Origin of the sequence: Acinetobacter sp. YH16052 (assembly GCF_013417155.1) — a bacterium.
Classification (GTDB): domain Bacteria; phylum Pseudomonadota; class Gammaproteobacteria; order Pseudomonadales; family Moraxellaceae; genus Acinetobacter.
Genome location: NZ_VPEO01000001.1, coordinates 46,953 through 65,844, shown reverse-complemented (window position 1 = coordinate 65,844; position 18,892 = coordinate 46,953). Strand labels below are relative to the sequence as shown.

Genomic DNA, 18,892 nt, shown 5'->3' with positions numbered 1-18,892 from the left:
AGTACCCTGAAAATAGCGATCTACCGCCCAATCAGCTACCACTACCCTGCGTCTAACCTGACCAGTTTTTAAATTAGGTCAATCACAGTATTTGATTGCTTCAAGCGGTGAGACCTTTACGCAATTCATCTTCGACAATGCTGAGTTCAATTTCACTAAATTTACGAATCTCACCTTCAGCATGCTTTTCTAGCATGCCACCCAGCAAAGGCACTTTGACTTTGACTGTCCAGTTTAACTGGAACTGGATCTGGTCTTCATCTCCAGTGACTGCACGCTGACAGATGGCCTCGATCGGCAAGTTCGCACCGAGTTGTACCGTCGAAGTCATTTCATTCAGATCGCTAACATCGGTACGCTGCAAACGGAATGCATCTTTGAGTAATTTTTTTGCGATATCAGGAATATTAACATCCAGATTATAAGCGCGTTTCAGGGTATACATATGCCCCTGCTTTTCCGAAACCAGGATTTCCAAGTTTTGCGCAGGAATTCGATGGCAAACTGCCTCATGCAAACGAATATCATTGGCCAAACGCTTAAATTCATCAATAGACACGCCATTGATAATTGCTTTCACGGTGAACTGATGTGCCATGCTATTTTTTCCTTATTTTTATTACGATATTCGCCTATGCCACTCTCGGCTGATGCGAATAAAAATCAGATACAGAGATGACTCTGCAATTTATATCAACTTTATAGCGGATGTCATTATTCTTTTATCGGGAAATTCCGACAGCCCGGTCAATGTTTGCAACATAGTTTTACTGAAAGCTGTGCCTGTCCACAGCTGATCTGTAGCTGCGCTTCGCCATAATAAATCACGGCATGAAACTCATCGGCACCATCATCTAGACCGGAAATATAGTATTCTGTACCAACCGGAAAATCCTGCAACCAGTCAACCTTATAAAAATCCGAGACCGAATCAAACTGCAAATACTGTTCAGGCTCAGCTTGGATCTTCATCGCCAGAGCAATAAACTTCTGTAATTGTGCTTGATGAAAATCAATGATCATAGTATTTCTGCCTTTTTAGTCCGGATCATTGCTCGCCAGACTTCGTACATTTTAAATGACTATTTCGAGGATACGACTCGCGAGTTTTGAGGTTTTTCTAGCGCAAGATTATGGCTTAAAGGAGATAAATTATATGGGCTATTTCCGCCAAGAGGCAGAAAAAATCTGAGCTAAGGCATGAGATACCTTTTCTGAATTATAATGGCTTAAGTAGGTAGCCTGAGATCTTCAGTCGTAGAAAATGACTGAAAGTTGTGTTCTAAGCACAGTCAGAATGCAAAAGTTCCCTGCGAATTTCATGCCGGTGCTCTTCTCCAAAACGGTCGACATGTGCATAGAATACGCCATAGCGACCGACATAATATTCCAGTGACTGATCATAAAAATTCCAGAAAATAGACCATTCGCCTAAATCCATCTGACGAATCTGGGTGCCACTATGCATTGGCATTTTTTGTAATAGTTCTTGCTGTAACTGTTCGGCCTGTGCCCGATTCTCAATATGCACCTGCCGTTGAAAGAATAGCTGTGCCACATCGTCAAACAGTTCCAGTTCATAAGCATCTACCAGATGTACTTGCTGCTCTTGCTCGATGACCTCTTGCTCTGTCATGCTGGAAATCTGTGCCGGTTTTTCTGGACGCTGACGCGCCAGATGGCGCTGAGCTTTATAGATCTTTCTGCCGACGATCCAGGCAGCATTCAACATGAATAAAACACATAACAGGAGCAGTAATTTCAGCATGGTGGATGATCTCATGTGACTAATTTTATTTTTATGGTTATAGGATCAAGATTCATTTGAATAGTCCCTTTTGACCCAGCATACGTCTATTTTTTATACAGTGCAAACTTGAAGCTTATTTTTACTATTTATCCTCTCTGCTTGCTCATTTTACCCAGATTCGAACTTCGATTTATTTAAAAATTGATTTACTTTGATTTTTTATTTTTAACTCCCTAATGAGATTCAAGAACTTGAGATAAACAAACAGGACAAATCAGCAACAGAACAGATCTTCACATGGATAAATCACGGAAAATATTCTCAAAAAACTACAATATTGTTCTGTTTTTTACCCTCTTCTTTTTTATCAAATAAATCTTCCCTATAAATGTTCGAGAAAATGAATAATATTATGATTCGTGAAGGGAGGGTCGAAGATATACCTCAAATTATTCAGGTCATTCATGACAGCATTCAGTCCTGTGTACTGGATCATCAGCGTGAAGAAAGCAAAATTCAAACCTGGCTAGAAAAGTTTGATCATGCCAGCCTGATTGTCGATATGCTGTATAACGATTGCTGGGTTTATCTCATATATGACAAGGTCGTCGGATTCTTATTGGTCAGTGATGCTGGAGAAATCCGGATGCATTATGTGGCCCAACACTGCCAAAGACTGGGGTTCGGCACCGAGTTATTTCAACAAATGCATCGCACTTTATTAAAGAAAAAAATTCATCAGATTGAAATACAATCTACCCAAACTGCCTTAAGTTATTATCAGCACTGCGGCTTTCATCCACATTCTACCGAGTCAGAAGATGAATCGCGCTATCTGTATAAATATGTTTTTTAATCGACCTCTTTTTCAATTTTTAACTGATCACGTCCTGCCTGTTTAGCGGCGTAGAGCTGCACATCTGCCGCTTTCATCAATTCATGAATATCTGCATAGCCATGTTTTTGTTCAACCCAGGCCGCGCCCATACTAACCGTAACATAGTCTTTCGCATCTGGCCGATTCAGATGTTGCATACGCTGTTCCCGAATCTGGTCCAATACATTTTCCAGATTTTGCAGGGCGGTTTGAACCGGCATCCCGGTGAGCAGAATCGCAAACTCTTCACCACCATAACGCGCCAGATAGCCAGACCGTGGCAAAGTAGCTTGAATAATCCTGACCAGATTTTTCAGGATTTCATCTCCTTTTAAGTGGCCATAGTAGTCATTATAGTTTTTAAAAAAATCGACATCGAGCATGGCAAAAATCAAGGTATGTTGCGGCTGCTGTTGGGTCTGCAAAAACTGCTGCTGGATTTCATGATTTAAGGCACGCCGGTTAAAAGCTCCAGTCAGCGCATCAATATTCATTTGCTGTTCCAGTTTGGCATTCACTTCACGCAGCTGCTGAGTGCGTTCTTTGACTTTTTGATCGAGTGAATCGTTGAGCGCGATCAGGTTCAGGTTTAGCTGTTCAGTCTCATAAGTTTGATGTGCATAATGTCTGGACTGCTGAAACATAATTAGTAAGGCATAGATACTGGTTGAGATAAAGAACAGATGCGTGGTTTTAATTACATTGATCAGCAACAGATAATCATTCAAAAAGGTGACACAAAGAAAAATAATCGCAATCAGATTTAAACGCGAATAATGCTCTTTATAACGTAAGGTCTGATAAAAGCCGTAAATAAAATTACCGATGATAACCAAGGCAAAAATCGCACTAAATAGGGCGAGACGTTCAAATATCTCAGGAGGTGAGAATAATGTAAAAATAATATTAAAGACCAGTAATACCACCGCGATATAATAAATCACTGGATTTAAATAGCGCCGGTTAAACAGATGCATATAACTGAGAAAAAAGAAGGCAGCAATAAAAGTAAACAGATACTCTAAGCGGGCTCCCCACAGCCAGTTGATATTGGTAAATACCGTATAGGCATAAGGTGCAGAAAACAGATTATGCAGGGCCAAAAAGACAATAAACCAGCCAAAAACAAAGATACTTTTACTGTTACGTTCTTGTGATCCCCTGAATACCGAAAATAGAATAGTAAACATCCCCACCCCAAGCACCGCCCCACACACCATGGCGATACTCATCATGAGCTGCTGGAATTGGCGATTGATGGTAGCTGCAACGCCGATCTGCATTGGTCGTTCGAGACCGCCATGCAAGTGGGTATAATTGGAAGCCTGAATGCTTAAGGTAATATACTCAGTGTCTGGAACAAAATAGCCAATACGCGGTGCTTTCTCAGTCACCTGTTTGTCAGGTATGGTACTGATTTCCCCGAGACGGACAATAAACTGTCCATTGACATATACCCGATAGGCGCCGTATTGGGTTGGAATCCGAATCGCGATGCGTCGCCCGAGAAATTCTTTCGGAATTTTAAAATAACCAATAAAGGTACCGTAGCCAGAGTTTGAACCCGCTAGAGTTTTAAAAGAGGCTGGCAATTCAACTGTTTTTGACTCGAGTACGGGATTGGGTTGAACAATAAACTGGCTCGGATAAAACAGCCATTTTCCCTGCAAGGCACTAGTGCTATGTTCGGTAAAATTGACTTCCGTAATATGGTCGTGAGATTGCTGCTGAAATGACGGCGAAGGGAGTTCATCCTGAGCGATTGCTGAACTTACGATGCAAGTCATCCAGCTCAAGACACAGACAAATACGAAAAAACAGACATTCCTTATCAAGTTATGCAAATACGTTATATCTCAAAATAATTCTTTATTATTCTTATAATCTACAAGGAATATTTTTGATTTCAAATCTTTTTAGATGTTTTTTGTAGCGTCTCCGGCACAGTCTATTTTGAAGCGACTGTACCAGAACCATCATACATTTTTGAATAAAAAGTATATTTTATATTCAGCCAGTTAAATCATTTTAATCACGTGTTTTTACGTCAAACAATTCAATTTCAAAAATCAGGTTGGAATTGGCCGGAATGACTTTACCCATTTTGCGTTCGCCATAGGCCAAATGTGCAGGCACCATCAGTTTACGCTTACCGCCAATTTTCATTCCTAGAATACCCTGATCCCAACCTTTGATCACACGACCGGTACCAATGACAGTTTCAAAATAATTACCACGGTCAATAGAAGAATCAAACTTGGTTCCATCTTCCAGCCAGCCGGTATAGTGCGTGGTAATTAAGGCACCTTTTACCGCTTCTTTACCTTCGCCTACTTTTAAATCAATAATTTCAAGTTCGTTGATCATGGTTATTTACCTGAGAGGAGCATAAAATTCAAAGCTCAGTATAAACTGGATTGCTCTGTTTTTTTAAGCTTGGGACATTGATGGGTTAAAAGCTGAGTTCCTGAATATTCTTATCATTGAGTAAATACTGGGTTAATTCTTGATGATTCTTGGCCGATCCCATCAGAATCCAGCGTCCGACAATCTGTTGATCAATTTTTTTTTGTGAGGAATGCACCACTTTTAACTCATAACGTTTAAATAACATTTCGTAGTGATCGGAATCATTCTGATCGAATGGGCAGACGATTTCATAGCTGCGTTCCTGATTCAGAGATTCAATGCCACGCTGAACATACATTAATAGAACCAGCACCGCCATGACAATAAAAGTAGCCCAAATACTTAAGAGTTCATAGCCAGCACCGACTGCCATGCCGAGTGCTGCCGTCATCCAGATAGTAGTCGCGGTGGTAATTCCAGAAATACGGTTATCATCTTTCAGGATAACACCAGCGCCCAGAAAACCCAGCCCAGTCAAGACATTGGCGGCCAGCCGGTCAGGATTGGCCACGCCTATTTTCAGGGAGATAATGGTAAATAAACAGGAACTCAGACTGACCATAATCATGGTACGCAATCCAGCAGATTTACTGTGATACTCACGCTCTGCACCAATAATTGCGCCGATCGCGACAGCTAGCAGTAAATCATAAAGTTCATGGTACATGGTGCAACCCTGCGTATTCTTATTCCTCAGATATACGCAATTTGAGCTACAGGATACAAGTCCAGACTTGCATCCTTATTTGGCCTTATTGTAACTGTTCCCACTCCACCAGCACCTGGCCCTGATCGCCAATCAAGGTCCATTCACCATCCATCACATTGAGCTGTAACTGCATGGTGCGTTCGCATAACTGTGGCAATGCGTCGGTGGTTGCGGTAGATAACTTCCACACTTCCACATTTTTTAAGATTTTTAATTTGCTGCTGCGCTTATACCATTCATCCACCGCAGAACCATAGGTGACGACTGCGACCTGCTTGCAACGCGCACTGGCCTTTTTGACTTTATCTTCGTCCGGGCTACCGACTTCAATCCATTTGACCAGTTGCCCGGTCAGATCCTTTTCCCAGAGTGCCGGTTCATCGGTTTCAAACAGATCCTTGGTAAATTCCAGTGCTTCATCGGCATAGCGTGCATAGGCCAGAATACGCACCATCAAGCGTTCAATGGTTTCTGAAGGATGCAGCGCCATCGTCAGCTGATAATCCTCATAACGATGCGTATCCATATCCGCAATATTCAAATCAACCTTATAAATCGTCGCTTTTAACGCCATCACATAATCCTCAAATTTGGCGCCTAGCATATAAGATTTAGCGCTATTTTGCTGAACAGATTTAGGCCAATAATTCATTCAGCATACTAGAAACAGTACCGTTATTTTTCCAGATCGATACGACATTGCATCAGGGCAGTTTCAAATGCCAGCCAATCCCGTGACTGTTGATAAATCACTTCTACCCGGTTATCAATGCCTTCATCTACCGACTGATAATTAAACTGCTCCGGATTAAAATTAAAGCTTTTCCAGCCTTGATCCGTATTAAAAATTCCCTTGATTCTGAGCCAGTCTTTTTGTTCACAGAGTAGATCCAGCAGATCATAAAAATTAAATTGCCAGCGTTTTGGAAATTTCCAGCCTGCAACCTGATAACCCTGCGCGCTTTCTACATAATGATAAGGCATCTGCTGAATCACTACGGGCGTATCCGCTGAACGGGTGATCTGTTGCTGCTTTAACAAAGGCTGAATCTGACGGGCAGAACCCCGATAGTCCTGTTTGATCTGTTCGATATCGAGTTGTCCATGCTCGGTGAACAGCCACTGTTGCGCATAAGGTTGATATTCCGCCTGAAGTTGGGTGAACGCTGCTTGATCTGCGGCTGTCATCAAGTCAGTATGTGAAATCACCACAATATGCGCTGCCTTGAGTTGGTCCGCATACAGGTTTTGCTGGGTCCAGTCCCGGTCATGCAAACGCGAACCATCCACCACGGTGACTAAAGCCTGCATGTTTAAATGGCTGTGCCAGTGCGGCTCAGTTAGCTGTTCCAGTAATTGGCCAGGATGCCCCAGTCCGGTAGGTTCGATAAACAGCCGATCAGGTTTCACTTCTGACAGCAGACGTGACAAGGCAATCTGCATCGGCAATTGACTACTGCAACATAGACAACCACCCAACAGCTCTTTGACCGCATAACCCTGATCTTGTGGCAATAACTGCTGGTCTACCCCAATCTGACCGAATTCATTCATCAGCACCGCCCAGATTTCCTGTTCCGGTTTCTGCTGTAGTAAATGTTTAAGTAGTGTGGTTTTACCTGCACCCAAAAATCCGGAAATGATATGGACAGGAATAGCCTGCGACGCTGACAGAATTTTCAAAATCGGCTCTCAAGAGATTGAATAGAAATAGCAATACTCTGCATTATAAAGCACAGTGTGACTTTAAAATGCGTGTTCTTAGTGAACATGCCTTGAAAATCACAGAGATAAAATTAATGGAATGATCCAAAATTACCAATTTTCTATGTTAACTTTTATTTCAAATTTGATTTTTGAAATATTCATACACACTTTCATTAAATAAAACTCCGCATAATTAACAGAAATAAAACAACTTTCTCAGTTTTGTATCTGCTGGGTTATTCCCTGCGTGTCGCTTTTGTTAATTGATTTGCTCAGTAAAATTTCAGTGCTTAGGATGGGCATCTGTCGAATTGATGTGATGGTCAGCTCGGCAGATTACATGACATGAATAAAAGGATGCCAAAAATGAAATATGCACAAATCTTACTTGCCACTACGCTTACTGCTGCTGCAGCCACCAGTTTTGCTGATAGTAAAACTACAGATGCGAAAACCACCACTGCAGAAGAAAAAGTGATTGTGACTACCCAGGAATTACCTGAATCGAATGCTCCTGTTGCAGGCGCATCTGCAGAGCAGCCTGCTGCCTCTGAAGCTGCTGCGGAAACTACGACACCTGCAAAACCTGCTGCACGTTAAGTGATTGAACAACTCGTTTAATCCTTCAATGAAGATATCAGGGACAGTAATTCTCCAGTAGGCTTTGTCCTATACTGCCCCCGATATTATTCGATGCTGAATCATGCTTGATGCTGGTTCAGCATTTTTATTGCATAAAATCTATTTATCACCATAGTCAAAACTGATCATAGAATTAATACAGGCTATCAAATTTTTATTATTTTTATAATTAAAATCAATTATTTATTTAAAAACCACCTATTTCAATCCAATATTATCCATATACTTAATCTACTATTGCCTAACTTGTTTCTGGCTTCTAACTGTCCCTTAATAGCATCAAATGCAAGTCGATTGAGTGGACATTCGCTATGAGCAATACTAATTACACTACTGAAGTGGCAATCCTTGGCGCCGGCCCTGTAGGCTTAACCATTGCCAACTATCTGAGCAAGCAAGGCGTAGCTGTCACGATTGTCGAGCAACTGGATAGTTTGATTGATTACCCACGTGCGATTGGAATCGATGATGAATCCTTACGTACCATTCAATCTTTGGGTTTAGTCGATCAAGTCTTACCGCATACCACTCCGAATCATGCGATGCGCTTCTTGACGCCTAAAGGTCGCTGTTTTGCAGATATTCAGCCTTTAACACGTGAGTTTGGTTTCTCGCGCCGTAATGCCTTTATTCAGCCACAAGTCGATAACGTCCTACTGCAAGGCTTAAAGCAATATAAAAACACCCAAGTGCTATTTTCTCGTCAATTGACCCAGTTTAGTCAAGATGCTGACGGCGTAACACTCAATCTGCAAAATAAAGAGGGCGATGCAGAAACCATCCGCGCTCAATATCTGATTGCCTGTGATGGCGGTAATTCTTATGTGCGCCGCAACCTGGGCATTGCCTTTGAAGGTGAAACCGCACCGAATCAATGGATCGTGATTGACCTTGAGAATGATCCGCTTGCTACACCACATATTTACTTATGTTGTGATCCGGTTCGTCCTTATGTATCAGCCGCATTGCCACATGGTATTCGCCGGTTTGAATTTATGGTTATGCCGGGTGAAACGCAGGAAGAACTGAGCAAACCGGAAAATATTGCCAAACTTCTTTCTAAGGTTTTACCAAGCACAGATGGTATCGAAGTGATCCGTCAGCGTGTCTATACCCATAATGCTCGTATTGCCGACAAGTTCCGTGTCGACCGTATTTTACTTGCCGGTGATGCAGCGCACATTATGCCGGTATGGCAAGGTCAGGGTTATAACAGCGGTATGCGTGATGCCTTTAATCTGGCTTGGAAAATGGCGCTGGTTGTTCAAGGCAAAGCTGGCCCAGCACTTTTAGATTCTTATCAGATCGAACGTAAAGACCATGCCAAGGCGATGATTGACCTGTCGGTGATGGCAGGTCACGTACTGGCACCACCGAAAAAATGGCAAGGTTTTGTTCGTGACGGCATTGCCTATGCCCTGAACTACATCAAGCCGATCAAACAGTATCTGCTGGAAATGCGCTTCAAACCAATGCCGAAATATCATGACGGCGCACTTTTGAGTAACGGAGCCAAAAACTCTCCAGTCGGCAAGATGTTTATCCAGCCTCAGGTTCAACTGGCTTCGGGTGAAACCGTATTACTGGATGAAGTGATCGGCAATGATTTTGCGATTATTGCCTGGGGTGTCGATCCGAAATGGGGTCTTAGTTCGGAGACGTTGCAACAGTGGAAATCGCTGGGCGTGAAATTCATTCAGGTAATTCCTGCGGTGCAATTGCAAAATAGCCAGCGTAAACAGTATGAAGATGTCATCACCATTGGTGATATCGGCACAGATATCCGCTCGTGGTTTGGCAACACGTCTGAATCCGTTGTGATCTTGCGTCCTGACCGTTTCGTAGCTGCCCTGGCCATTCCTCAATCGATGGAAAGCACCAGCCAGCAACTGTTTAAAAAGCTTTACCTGAAATAATATTAGGGTCACTTTTCACCACGCTTCGGCGTGGTTTTCTTTATTGTTTTAGATCTCCCGGACAATATATAGACCGAGGAATTAGACTCGGTACTCTTGAAACCACGGGATATCTTTCAGGGAATCACGGCGAGCCATCTGCTGCAGGAAGGGCCTGAACTCATCAAATGGCGGTAAAATTTTCGCAGATATGGCGAAGATCAAACAGTAAGCCACATAGAGATCCGCCGCCGAGACTTTTTCACCCAACAGATAAGGATTGGCCTGCTCGATGCCCTGTTTCATAAAATCAAATACGGCTGCTTCATTCCCAAAACTTAAACTTCTCCGGTTCTTTTCAATATTTTCTGGCGACACCTGTAAATTTTTTATATCGATATATTCGGTAAAGGGTCCATGACAGAAAAACATCCATTTCAAATACGCCCCACGCTTCGGATCATCCAAAGCAGGTGCCAATCCTTTGTCAGAATACTTATCTGCCAGATATATAAAAATGGCGGCCATTTCTGAAATAATGACGCCTTGATCCACCAGACAGGGAACTTTTCCCATCGGATTGATCCGTGTATACGCCTGCTGATGCATATGCTCATAGGCAACTTCCACCTGCTCAATCTGATCTTCAATCTGCAATTCTTTCAGCAAAGGCAACAAGGTCAAGCCACGTGATTGTGGGTTGTTATAGAGCTTCATCATCCTGCTTCAACCGGTTTTTATTGTTAGATGTTCAGTATAAAGTGATTTGCAGTCCCGATTTAAAAGGATGTGCTACAGATCATTTCTGTCGCACGGCTTTTTAGATGGGCAGATTGAAGGTTTAAATATTAAAAAAGATCCACACAAAACTTTTCTTTTAATACTTTCAAAATCAGATCAATCACCACATGTTTTTGATCCTTGCGATAATTGGCATACAGTCCAATCATCGGTAACGGTTCTAGGGTCTTTTTCACCACAATATTATCGCCGAGCAATGGAATCACATAGGCCGGCACCAGACTCCAGCCCACCCCATCCCTACCAGATTGACATTGAGCAGGATATTGGTGGAATACTGCACCACATTCACTTTTAATTTAGACTGTTTAAAAAAATCCTGAATCAGCTTATGCAGTTGCGGTGAGGACTGCTCATCACTAATTACAAAGTCCTGATTTTCAAAACTCTTGATACTGACATAGGGCAAGGCCGCAGCCGGGGAATCTTTGGGCACAATCAAGGTTAAAGGCTCATCAAAAATGCGGATCGAATCAAACTCACTTAACTGCCCCGGATAACGGGTAAAGGCAATGTCGATCTGTCCATTTCTTAAGGCACTAAACTGTTCTGCATCGGTCAGACTGTGAAACTGTGCTTTCAGTTCAGGAAAATGCGCGCGGATATTCGGCATGATATAAGGAAAGACTTTCATTTCCGCGACCGGGACAAAACTGATATTCAGCTGATCCTGCTGTGCATTCGCGATCTGTCTGGCAGACTGAATGGCGCGCTCTGCATGCTCAAGACTCAGCAAAGCTTCTTTTAAAAACGCCTGTCCAGCTTCAGTTAGCCCGACCTTAAGGTTATTCCGCTCTAGCAACTGTACGCCAACCTCACGTTCCAGATCCTTGATTTGTTGGCTCAGTGATGGCTGTACTGTATTTAATTTTTCCGCGGCACGGGTAAAGTTCAGTTCCTGCGCCACCGTAACGAAATAACGTAAATGCCTTAATTCCATTTTATAACTCCAAACTTGCCGGGCGCTTATTTTGCTTTTTGGCTACATACTGACGATAAACCAATATCGTCACAATGACGAGTGCGGCACTCAAAACATAAGTAGTTTCAAAGCCCCAATAGGCAATCAATACTCCCATTGCCACGGAACCGATCGCTAAACCCAGATCAAACAGGGTAAAGAAGGTTGAAATCGCATGTCCCATACGCTGTTTGTCGACCGACTGAATGGCAAAGGTCTGCAAACATGGGAATAGTGAACCATAACCGGTGCCAATAAACACTGCCGACAACCATAATATCCATTGATTGGAAATCAGACTGACAATCACCAGACCAATGGCAAAGAAAATAAATGAAGGATAAATCACCGCACTGGGTCCCTTACGGTCATAAATCTTTCCAACCCAAGGTCTGACCAGCAACATGGATGCTGCAAATACAATAAAGAATACGCTGGTATAGCCCAAAAGCTGCTTGGTTTCACTAAATGCAGTAATAAAACTCATGATGCCCGAGTAGGCAAAAGCGGTTAGTAAAGCCACAAAACTTACCGCCAGAACTTTGACTTCCAGAATATCCTGCAAGCTCAAGCTGGTTTTTTCTGTGCTTATAGCTTCAGGTTTTGGTAACTCTATGATTTTGAGCATCCAACAGAAAATGAGCCCCAAAGAAATGATAACGGCAAGAATGCCAAATAAGACTTTGAAGCTGGTGAACTGAATTACGGTCAATGCCAGCAAGGGCCCAAAAACCACACCCAGATTGGTCGACATGACGAAATAGCCCATGCCCTCACCTTTGCGCTGTTCAGGAATAAATTCATTAGCGACGGGTACTGCCACCGTGGTCAGAATACTGAACCAGATACCATGTAAAAAACGCACCAGCAACAGCGACCACATGCTATCTACCAGCAAATAACTAAAGGAAAATAAGGCAAAAATCACGCCTGCACCGCGCATCGAGATTTTCTTGCCGAGCTTTTCGATGATCATGCCGGAAAATGGCCGAACCGCAATCGAAGAGGCCAAAAATAGCGTCAGCGCCAGACCCGCTTCTTTTACCGAACCGCCCAGATCTTTCATGATGTAAATCGGCAAGATGGTCAGTAAGGCAAAATAATAAACAAACAGGAAAAAATTATTGAATAAGCACAAGATAAATGAGCGATTCCATAACCGCTCAGCGCTAACTGACATAATCACCAACTCTTAAAATTTGTAGGGAAATAGCACAAACTCAGGCTTGAACAGTGACCGGATGCAAGGCCAACTCGACCAGATTCTGGATATAGTGTTCATCTGGAATCCGGTTGAAAAAAATGATCTGGTAATGAATCGGGCCGTATAAGGTATCCAGCATCAAATCAAAAGGATAATCAGCGCGGATTTCTCCGCGTTCAATCGCTTGCTGAATCAGTTGATGGGTCTGTTGCCGACGTGGCAAGAGATATTGCTGAAAGAACTCACCTGCCAGTTCGCGGTGATTGGCAATCACTACCAGCAAAGCCCGACCGACCGGATGATTCAGCGCTTGAGATAAAGAACCGAGTTGTTGAATGAGATTGCTTTTCAGGCTTTTAGAGGTATCCAGCTCAAATACCGAAGCTGTATGCTGTTTGAAAGTGTCCAGCACCAGTTCCGATTTATGTTTCCACCATCGATAAATCGTGGACTTGCCAACACCGGCACGTGCCGCTACATCTTCAATCGTCAGCTGATGATATTCACATTCTGCCAGCGCATCTGCGACCGCCTGTAAAATGCACTGCTGTCGTCGGGAACTTTTTTCGTCACTGCTCATATTTTTCTACTTAACTTTTAAGATCTAAAAATCGAAACGATACGTATCGTTTTATATTAGGGTAAAAAATAACAAAGCTCCAGTGAAAAACTGAAATTGATGCAAAAAAAAGACCTTCATATGAAGGTATTTTCTCAATCACGATTTAACTTAACTCTGTGCAGTCTTTTTATAAATGCTGCATGAAGGATGATGATTTTCTTGCAAACGCGCGACTTTACGCTGTTCCGCTGCTTCAAAACGGCAACGTTTCCAGTCATTGTCCAGGTTCAAAGCTGGAATCTGTTTTGGTTTACCATTTTCATCCACCGCAACCATGGTGAAATAACAGCTATTGGTATGACGTACCGTTCTCTTTTGAATATTCTGGGCTTCTACACGAATCCCGATTTCCATTGAAGTACGGCCAACATGGTTCACACTGGCCAGAAATGTAACCAGTTCACCGACGTGAATCGGCTCTTTAAAATTCACCTTGTCTACAGATAAGGTCACGACATAACTACCCGAATAGCGACTTGCACACGCATACGCCACCTGATCCAATAATTTCAGAATGGTTCCACCATGAACATTTCCTGAAAAATTTGCCATATCTGGCGTCATGAGAACTGACATCGTTAACTCTGACTGGTCATCCGACACTGCTGCAATTTGATCTAAAGGGGCCATCGTTTTCTTTGAACTCTTTGAATGACAAGGTTATCGTTTATTATTATAGCGTTTTTAGCATGGATAAAATGTTCAATTCGGCAAATGAAGCATCACAATTATTGATATAGAAAATGTATTCATACAGAAAAAAATATATTTAATTGCTTAAAATCTCAGTTAGAAAGTTAAGTGCCAATAAATCAACACTTATTTATCTGGGGTTGATCACACAGCAACTGAGAATTTTTCACTGTTTTAAGCTCTGAACAAAAATAATTCAGGAAAATAAAAAGGCTCTGTGTGATTTAAAGCATCACTGGCCTGAGCATTTCCTGCGCCACGTTCTGATAACTTAAAATTTGTTGACCATCCAAGGTCGTTTCAACGGTAAAAGAACCATCCTGATGGGTCGCGGTCACTGTAAAAATATAGTGTTCGAATTGTGCCAGTTTGACCTGCTGTCCAATTTTAATATGCATCATGATGTCTACATCTGTGTAGTGATCTTTTCAAACTGCATTCTGGCATGAACACAGATGCTTTTGAATATTTGATCAACTTAAGTATACGAATAATAATATTAAAATTTTAATTTAAGACGAATAAGGCTTATTATTTAAAACAATATACTTATAATTCAATTTGTTATATTTAAAATTAATTTTATCTTTTGCGATAATTCCGACTGACTGATACACATAGGCAATCATCTTATCTTTTATAACAATCAGTTAAGCGTTACAGCCGATGATCCGTTATCCTTTTGATTGAATATCCCTATACTGCGATATAGGGATAAACAGAAATTTCAAAAAAAAGATTTATTGAGCTTGATGTTCATGTACCACAAACTGTGGAATCCGATGTCCTTGAGCATAATCATGTTTTTGGTAGGCTTGTGAAATTTCCATCAACTTTAACTGGGTCGCCTCGGCACCAGCCTGCATGGTGAGTTCCCTGCCACGGACATCAAAGATATGACCTTTTTCGCGTAAGTCCGGCTGAATCACCACATCTGCATGCTTTAATTCTTCATGTGCCAGATGTTGCTGCATAATATTGATGTTCTGGTTAAATAGCCCCCAGACATTGCTGGTTTCGGTATGAATAGGTTGTGCCAGAATATCCACCGCAATTACAATCTCGGCCCCTAGCTCACGTGCCACATCAACCGGCACCGGACTGACCAGACCACCATCTACATATTCTTTACCTTGAATGATGGTCGGAATGAACATACTCGGAATCGAGACTGAAGCACGTACCGCCTGTCCGGTATTGCCATGGTTAAAGACGACTTTCTTGCCTTCTTTCAGCGCGGTTGCTACCACAAACATCGGGATTTTCATGGCTTCAAGCGGGGTTTGATCGACTTGCAAGTTGACATAGTCCTCAACTTTCTTGCCATCAAAAAAACCTTTTCTGGCCAGCTTGATATCACGGACATCATTCGGTCGCATGTTGAGAGCAATATTGCGCAGTTCAATCGCCGGTTTGCCACTTGCATAAATGGATCCCACAATACTGCCCGCACTGGTTCCGACAATAAAATCTGGTTGAATACCCGCCTGTTCCAGTACTTCCAACGCACCAATATGCGCATAGCCACGCGCACCGCCACTGCCCAGAACTAAAGCAACTACCGGACGTTGCTGGGTTTGTTTGATCTTTTGAAAATCAATTTGATTCGGACGTGCCTGAGCTTCTCCGCGTTGTGCAGCAGGTTGTAGATGACTGGTCGCCGCTTGGGCTGTCATTGGGGTCGTTTGGCAAGCACTTAGGCCAAATGTACCCAGTATCACCATACTCAACACATATTTCTGCATGCAGAGAATGTCCTCATTAATCTAAAGCAGCATAGTGTATAAACACATGCATAAATAGTCTGTAGAATTTCGTAAAACTGTCATACAGTTCAGCTACTTTATCTTCATTTTTCCCCATAACTGTATGTCTTCAATCTCACTGTATCGGATTTTCCTGATTTTCCTGCAACTGGGCTGCATTTCATTTGGTGGTCCAGCGGCGCATCTGGTGTTTTTTCACCGAAAATTTGTGACCCAACTGCAATGGTTGAATGACACCCAGTACAGTCAACTGGTCGCTTTGGCGCAACTTTTACCCGGGCCGAGCAGCAGTCAGGTGGGGCTGTCGATCGGTTATCTGCAACGGGGCTATACTGGTGCCGTGATCGCATGGTTGGGTTTTACCCTGCCCTCAATGATTCTGATGACCTTGGTGGCGCTCTTGGGTCAAAGCTATTTTCATATTTTAAACTCAAACAGCTTTCATACCATCCAGTTAATTGTATTTTCTGTAATCGCCTGGGCATTCTGGCAAATGCTGAGAAGCTTCTGTAAATCAGCTTGGCAATATGCTGTCTTAATCCTCTCTGTCGCATTACTGATAGTCGTTTCAGTGAGTTTTAATCAGATTCTTGTGATTATGCTGGGCGCAATCTGTGGACTCTTGGCTGGATATTTTTCCCCATCAGATTCAAAACCTAAAGAAATTAACAAAACAGCAATCAGCTCGCCTTATATTCGATCTGCCGCTGCACCCTATTGGTTACTGGCATTTATCTTGCCGTTTTTTCTGCTCCCCTTAGCTGGAAAATTATGGGGTGAATCGGAGCTGCAATTTTTTTCCAATTTTTATCAGACTGGCTCGCTGGTGTTTGGTGGCGGTCATGTGATTCTGCCTTTGTTACATCAGGACTTTGTCACGACTGGTTTAGTGAGTGCACAATCTTTTGATCTTGGCTATGCATTTGCCCAGCTTATGCCGGGGCCTTTATTCAGTTTTGCCAGTTATATTGGTGCTTTGCTGCCTTGGACGCCCTATGTCTGGCTGAATGCAGTACTAGCGACCTGCGCAATCTTTTTACCTTCATTTTTCCTGATTTTTGCCACCTTGCCCTACTGGTCATGGTTGATGCAGCAGCGCCATATTCATCAGGCGGTGATGGGCATCAATGCTGCGGTGGTGGGGCTATTGCTGTATTTATTGCTGGATCTTTCACAACGTTATTTTAGTTATGGCTCCGACCTGGTCTTTGTCGCGGTGATGATTGCCCTGCTACGCTCAAAACTACCAGTCTGGTTCAGCCTGATTTTGGGCTTCGTGCTTTATCAAAGTTATTTAAATTTCTTCTAAAGAAAACTTTGGCACAAAAAAAGCCCCGAATGATCGGGGCTTTTTGCTTCAAGTCTTACCAGATATCTGATTTAACCTTATCTTTAAATTTAGGATGGTTATCCAGTTTAAATTCAGGTTTTTTCACACCACGCTTCAGCTGACCGGTATAGTCTTTGAGTAGCATCAGCAGGAATGGCATCAGCAACAGGATCGCAATCAAGTTGATACTTGCCATGACACCCATGAACAGATCTGCCATATTCCAGATCAACGGCACACTGGCGATAGAACCGAAATACACCATGACCAATACAAATAAGCGGAAAATCAACATCACCCGGCTATTGTTATTGATGAACTGGACGTTTCCTTCGGCATAGGCATAGTTACCAATAATCGAAGAATAGGCAAACAGGAACAGAATCAAAGCCAGGAAGTCATCGCCCCAAGCACCAATCTGGCTTTCAAGCGCCATCTGGGTCAAGGTCACGCCTTCAAAGCCTGCATTTTCATACAGTCCTGAGACCAGAATAATAATCGCGGTACATGAACACACCACAAAGGTATCTACAAATACCCCGAGCATCTGTACCAGACCCTGGTTGACTGGATGTTTGACATCCGAGGCTGCAGCGGCGTTCGGTGCCGACCCCATCCCTGCCTCGTTAGAGAACAGACCACGCTTGATGCCCATCATCATGGCCATAGATACCATGGCACCAAAGAAACCACCAGCAGCAGCTTCAAATTCAAAGGCTTTACTGAAAATGAGCTGGAAGATGTATGGGAGCAGATCGTAATTGATGACCGCAATATACAAAGCCACAGCCAGATAAAGCACAGCCATAAACGGCACAAAGCTTTCCGCAACTTTCGCAATCCGTTTAATCCCGCCAAAAATGATCACCGCAGTCATCAAGACCAGAAACAATCCGACCCAGGAAATTTCCAGATTCAGGCCGCCTAATGGCAGAATCAGGTTCGCCTGATCCCAGCCCCAGGCATGAGAGGTTGCTCCGGTAATGGCATTGGCCTGAACTGCATTGAAGACAAAACCATAAGTCGTGATCAATGCAATCGCAAAGACAATCCCGAGCCATTTCTGTTTCAGGCCTTGAGTAATGTAATAAGCTGGACCACCACGGAATTGCTGGTTTTTGTTATCTCGCACCTTAAACAACTGTGCCAAAGAGGATTCAACAAAAGCAGAACTCATGCCCAAAAAGGCAGTAAACCACATCCAGAACACGGCACCGGGGCCACCAATCGCAATCGCAATGGCGACACCCGCGACATTGCCCACACCGACCCGGCTTGCCAGTCCAGTGACAAAGGCCTGAAACGGGGTAATGCCGTGCGTATCCTGAACCTTGCCACGGCTATTTTTCATGACTTTCATGCTGTGCCAGAACAAACGAATTTGTACTGCACCCGTCATGATCGTGTAGAAAATACCGACTGCGACCAGAAACACCACCAGAAAATCCCATAAAGGGCCATTCAGGGCATTAATCCAGCCGAGTAAGGTTTCATTTAACTGATCATTCATGTCACATCCTTATGAG

Annotated in this window: 19 protein-coding genes and 1 pseudogene; 4 read left to right on the top strand and 16 right to left on the bottom strand. The window is 43.0% G+C overall.

The genetic code is table 11. The features are described 5' to 3' along the window. Nucleotides 1–100: 100 nt before the first annotated feature. The 3 genes from FTV42_RS00315 to FTV42_RS00305 all read right to left on the bottom strand — a co-directional run bounded on the left by FTV42_RS00315 (nucleotide 101) and on the right by FTV42_RS00305 (nucleotide 1,768). Nucleotides 101–598 (bottom strand): DUF2505 family protein, encoded by a 498-nt coding sequence (locus tag FTV42_RS00315; RefSeq protein ID WP_004280652.1) that lies wholly within the window; start codon nucleotides 596–598, stop codon nucleotides 101–103. 149 nt (nucleotides 599–747) lie between these two features. Next, complete coding sequence (locus FTV42_RS00310) at nucleotides 748–1,023, bottom strand: hypothetical protein (protein WP_129716285.1); 276 nt, start codon at nucleotides 1,021–1,023, stop codon at nucleotides 748–750. 259 nt (nucleotides 1,024–1,282) lie between these two features. After that, nucleotides 1,283–1,768: a hypothetical protein gene (locus tag FTV42_RS00305; protein WP_005106287.1), complete on the bottom strand. Its 486-nt coding sequence runs from the start codon at nucleotides 1,766–1,768 to the stop codon at nucleotides 1,283–1,285. A 370-nt stretch (nucleotides 1,769–2,138) separates the two neighbouring features. Between FTV42_RS00305 and FTV42_RS00300 the strand changes: the two genes are divergently transcribed. Further along, nucleotides 2,139–2,606 carry a GNAT family N-acetyltransferase gene (locus tag FTV42_RS00300; RefSeq protein WP_180037083.1) on the top strand — a complete coding sequence of 156 codons (468 nt, stop codon included), beginning with the start codon at nucleotides 2,139–2,141 and terminating at the stop codon, nucleotides 2,604–2,606. Here FTV42_RS00300 and FTV42_RS00295 read toward each other — a convergent pair. The 5 genes from FTV42_RS00295 to FTV42_RS00275 all read right to left on the bottom strand — a co-directional run bounded on the left by FTV42_RS00295 (nucleotide 2,603) and on the right by FTV42_RS00275 (nucleotide 7,428). After that, entirely contained in the window at nucleotides 2,603–4,414 is a 1,812-nt protein-coding gene (locus tag FTV42_RS00295; protein ID WP_180037082.1) for a diguanylate cyclase, read from the bottom strand. The genes FTV42_RS00300 and FTV42_RS00295 overlap by 4 nt on opposite strands. Before the next feature lie 241 nt (nucleotides 4,415–4,655). Then, nucleotides 4,656–4,994 carry an FKBP-type peptidyl-prolyl cis-trans isomerase gene (locus FTV42_RS00290; RefSeq protein WP_004731933.1) on the bottom strand — a complete coding sequence of 113 codons (339 nt, stop codon included), beginning with the start codon at nucleotides 4,992–4,994 and terminating at the stop codon, nucleotides 4,656–4,658. An 85-nt stretch (nucleotides 4,995–5,079) separates the two neighbouring features. Continuing rightward, nucleotides 5,080–5,703, bottom strand: coding sequence for an MgtC/SapB family protein (locus tag FTV42_RS00285; RefSeq protein WP_004731934.1), 624 nt, complete (start codon nucleotides 5,701–5,703; stop codon nucleotides 5,080–5,082). A gap of 85 nt (nucleotides 5,704–5,788) precedes the next feature. Then, complete coding sequence (locus FTV42_RS00280) at nucleotides 5,789–6,319, bottom strand: YaeQ family protein (protein WP_026055736.1); 531 nt, start codon at nucleotides 6,317–6,319, stop codon at nucleotides 5,789–5,791. Between the two features lie 101 nt (nucleotides 6,320–6,420). Then, nucleotides 6,421–7,428 (bottom strand): GTP-binding protein, encoded by a 1,008-nt coding sequence (locus tag FTV42_RS00275; RefSeq protein ID WP_004731939.1) that lies wholly within the window; start codon nucleotides 7,426–7,428, stop codon nucleotides 6,421–6,423. Nucleotides 7,429–7,818: 390 nt separating this feature from the next. Between FTV42_RS00275 and FTV42_RS00270 the strand changes: the two genes are divergently transcribed. Then, a complete protein-coding gene (locus tag FTV42_RS00270; protein WP_004645811.1) occupies nucleotides 7,819–8,052 on the top strand; it encodes a hypothetical protein in 234 nt (77 codons plus the stop codon). Between the two features lie 353 nt (nucleotides 8,053–8,405). After that, entirely contained in the window at nucleotides 8,406–10,010 is a 1,605-nt protein-coding gene (locus tag FTV42_RS00265; protein ID WP_180037081.1) for a bifunctional 3-(3-hydroxy-phenyl)propionate/3-hydroxycinnamic acid hydroxylase, read from the top strand. Nucleotides 10,011–10,091: 81 nt separating this feature from the next. Here the strand turns inward: FTV42_RS00265 and FTV42_RS00260 are convergent, their stop codons facing one another. The 7 genes and pseudogenes from FTV42_RS00260 to FTV42_RS00230 form a co-directional block, all read right to left on the bottom strand. Beyond that, nucleotides 10,092–10,706, bottom strand: coding sequence for a glutathione S-transferase family protein (locus FTV42_RS00260; protein ID WP_180037173.1), 615 nt, complete (start codon nucleotides 10,704–10,706; stop codon nucleotides 10,092–10,094). Between the two features lie 131 nt (nucleotides 10,707–10,837). Next, nucleotides 10,838–11,730 (bottom strand): annotated as a pseudogene (locus FTV42_RS00255) (LysR substrate-binding domain-containing protein). A gap of 1 nt (nucleotide 11,731) precedes the next feature. Then, nucleotides 11,732–12,931 (bottom strand): MFS transporter, encoded by a 1,200-nt coding sequence (locus FTV42_RS00250; RefSeq protein ID WP_180037080.1) that lies wholly within the window; start codon nucleotides 12,929–12,931, stop codon nucleotides 11,732–11,734. Nucleotides 12,932–12,971: 40 nt separating this feature from the next. After that, a complete protein-coding gene (locus FTV42_RS00245; protein WP_005106275.1) occupies nucleotides 12,972–13,535 on the bottom strand; it encodes a TetR/AcrR family transcriptional regulator in 564 nt (187 codons plus the stop codon). A gap of 150 nt (nucleotides 13,536–13,685) precedes the next feature. Further along, entirely contained in the window at nucleotides 13,686–14,207 is a 522-nt protein-coding gene (locus FTV42_RS00240; RefSeq protein ID WP_004280680.1) for an acyl-CoA thioesterase, read from the bottom strand. Nucleotides 14,208–14,494: 287 nt separating this feature from the next. Beyond that, entirely contained in the window at nucleotides 14,495–14,671 is a 177-nt protein-coding gene (locus FTV42_RS00235; protein WP_004731959.1) for a hypothetical protein, read from the bottom strand. A gap of 339 nt (nucleotides 14,672–15,010) precedes the next feature. Then, entirely contained in the window at nucleotides 15,011–16,015 is a 1,005-nt protein-coding gene (locus FTV42_RS00230) for a patatin-like phospholipase family protein (RefSeq protein ID WP_180037079.1), read from the bottom strand. 124 nt (nucleotides 16,016–16,139) lie between these two features. Here FTV42_RS00230 and chrA point away from each other — a divergent pair, with 124 nt between their 5' ends. Next, complete coding sequence (gene chrA / locus FTV42_RS00225; protein WP_180037078.1) at nucleotides 16,140–17,345, top strand: chromate efflux transporter; 1,206 nt, start codon at nucleotides 16,140–16,142, stop codon at nucleotides 17,343–17,345. Nucleotides 17,346–17,400: 55 nt separating this feature from the next. Here the strand turns inward: chrA and FTV42_RS00220 are convergent, their stop codons facing one another. Further along, nucleotides 17,401–18,876 (bottom strand): sodium:alanine symporter family protein, encoded by a 1,476-nt coding sequence (locus FTV42_RS00220; RefSeq protein ID WP_180037077.1) that lies wholly within the window; start codon nucleotides 18,874–18,876, stop codon nucleotides 17,401–17,403. Nucleotides 18,877–18,892 lie beyond the last annotated feature (16 nt).

Bases quoted from the DNA above. Each gene is read 5' to 3' on its own strand.
- FTV42_RS00300 (WP_180037083.1), top strand. From the start codon at position 2,139: ATGTTCGAGAAAATGAATAATATTATGATTCGTGAAGGGAGGGTCGAA.
- FTV42_RS00230 (WP_180037079.1), bottom strand. From the start codon at position 16,015: ATGCAGAAATATGTGTTGAGTATGGTGATACTGGGTACATTTGGCCTA.
- chrA (WP_180037078.1), top strand. From the start codon at position 16,140: ATGTCTTCAATCTCACTGTATCGGATTTTCCTGATTTTCCTGCAACTG.
- FTV42_RS00220 (WP_180037077.1), bottom strand. From the start codon at position 18,876: ATGAATGATCAGTTAAATGAAACCTTACTCGGCTGGATTAATGCCCTG.
- FTV42_RS00265 (WP_180037081.1), top strand. From the start codon at position 8,406: ATGAGCAATACTAATTACACTACTGAAGTGGCAATCCTTGGCGCCGGC.
- FTV42_RS00240 (WP_004280680.1), bottom strand. From the start codon at position 14,207: ATGGCCCCTTTAGATCAAATTGCAGCAGTGTCGGATGACCAGTCAGAG.
- FTV42_RS00250 (WP_180037080.1), bottom strand. From the start codon at position 12,931: ATGTCAGTTAGCGCTGAGCGGTTATGGAATCGCTCATTTATCTTGTGC.
- FTV42_RS00270 (WP_004645811.1), top strand. From the start codon at position 7,819: ATGAAATATGCACAAATCTTACTTGCCACTACGCTTACTGCTGCTGCA.
- FTV42_RS00260 (WP_180037173.1), bottom strand. From the start codon at position 10,706: ATGAAGCTCTATAACAACCCACAATCACGTGGCTTGACCTTGTTGCCT.
- FTV42_RS00310 (WP_129716285.1), bottom strand. From the start codon at position 1,023: ATGATCATTGATTTTCATCAAGCACAATTACAGAAGTTTATTGCTCTG.
- FTV42_RS00280 (WP_026055736.1), bottom strand. From the start codon at position 6,319: ATGGCGTTAAAAGCGACGATTTATAAGGTTGATTTGAATATTGCGGAT.
- FTV42_RS00235 (WP_004731959.1), bottom strand. From the start codon at position 14,671: ATGATGCATATTAAAATTGGACAGCAGGTCAAACTGGCACAATTCGAA.
- FTV42_RS00295 (WP_180037082.1), bottom strand. From the start codon at position 4,414: ATGACTTGCATCGTAAGTTCAGCAATCGCTCAGGATGAACTCCCTTCG.
- FTV42_RS00245 (WP_005106275.1), bottom strand. From the start codon at position 13,535: ATGAGCAGTGACGAAAAAAGTTCCCGACGACAGCAGTGCATTTTACAG.
- FTV42_RS00285 (WP_004731934.1), bottom strand. From the start codon at position 5,703: ATGTACCATGAACTTTATGATTTACTGCTAGCTGTCGCGATCGGCGCA.
- FTV42_RS00315 (WP_004280652.1), bottom strand. From the start codon at position 598: ATGGCACATCAGTTCACCGTGAAAGCAATTATCAATGGCGTGTCTATT.
- FTV42_RS00290 (WP_004731933.1), bottom strand. From the start codon at position 4,994: ATGATCAACGAACTTGAAATTATTGATTTAAAAGTAGGCGAAGGTAAA.
- FTV42_RS00305 (WP_005106287.1), bottom strand. From the start codon at position 1,768: ATGCTGAAATTACTGCTCCTGTTATGTGTTTTATTCATGTTGAATGCT.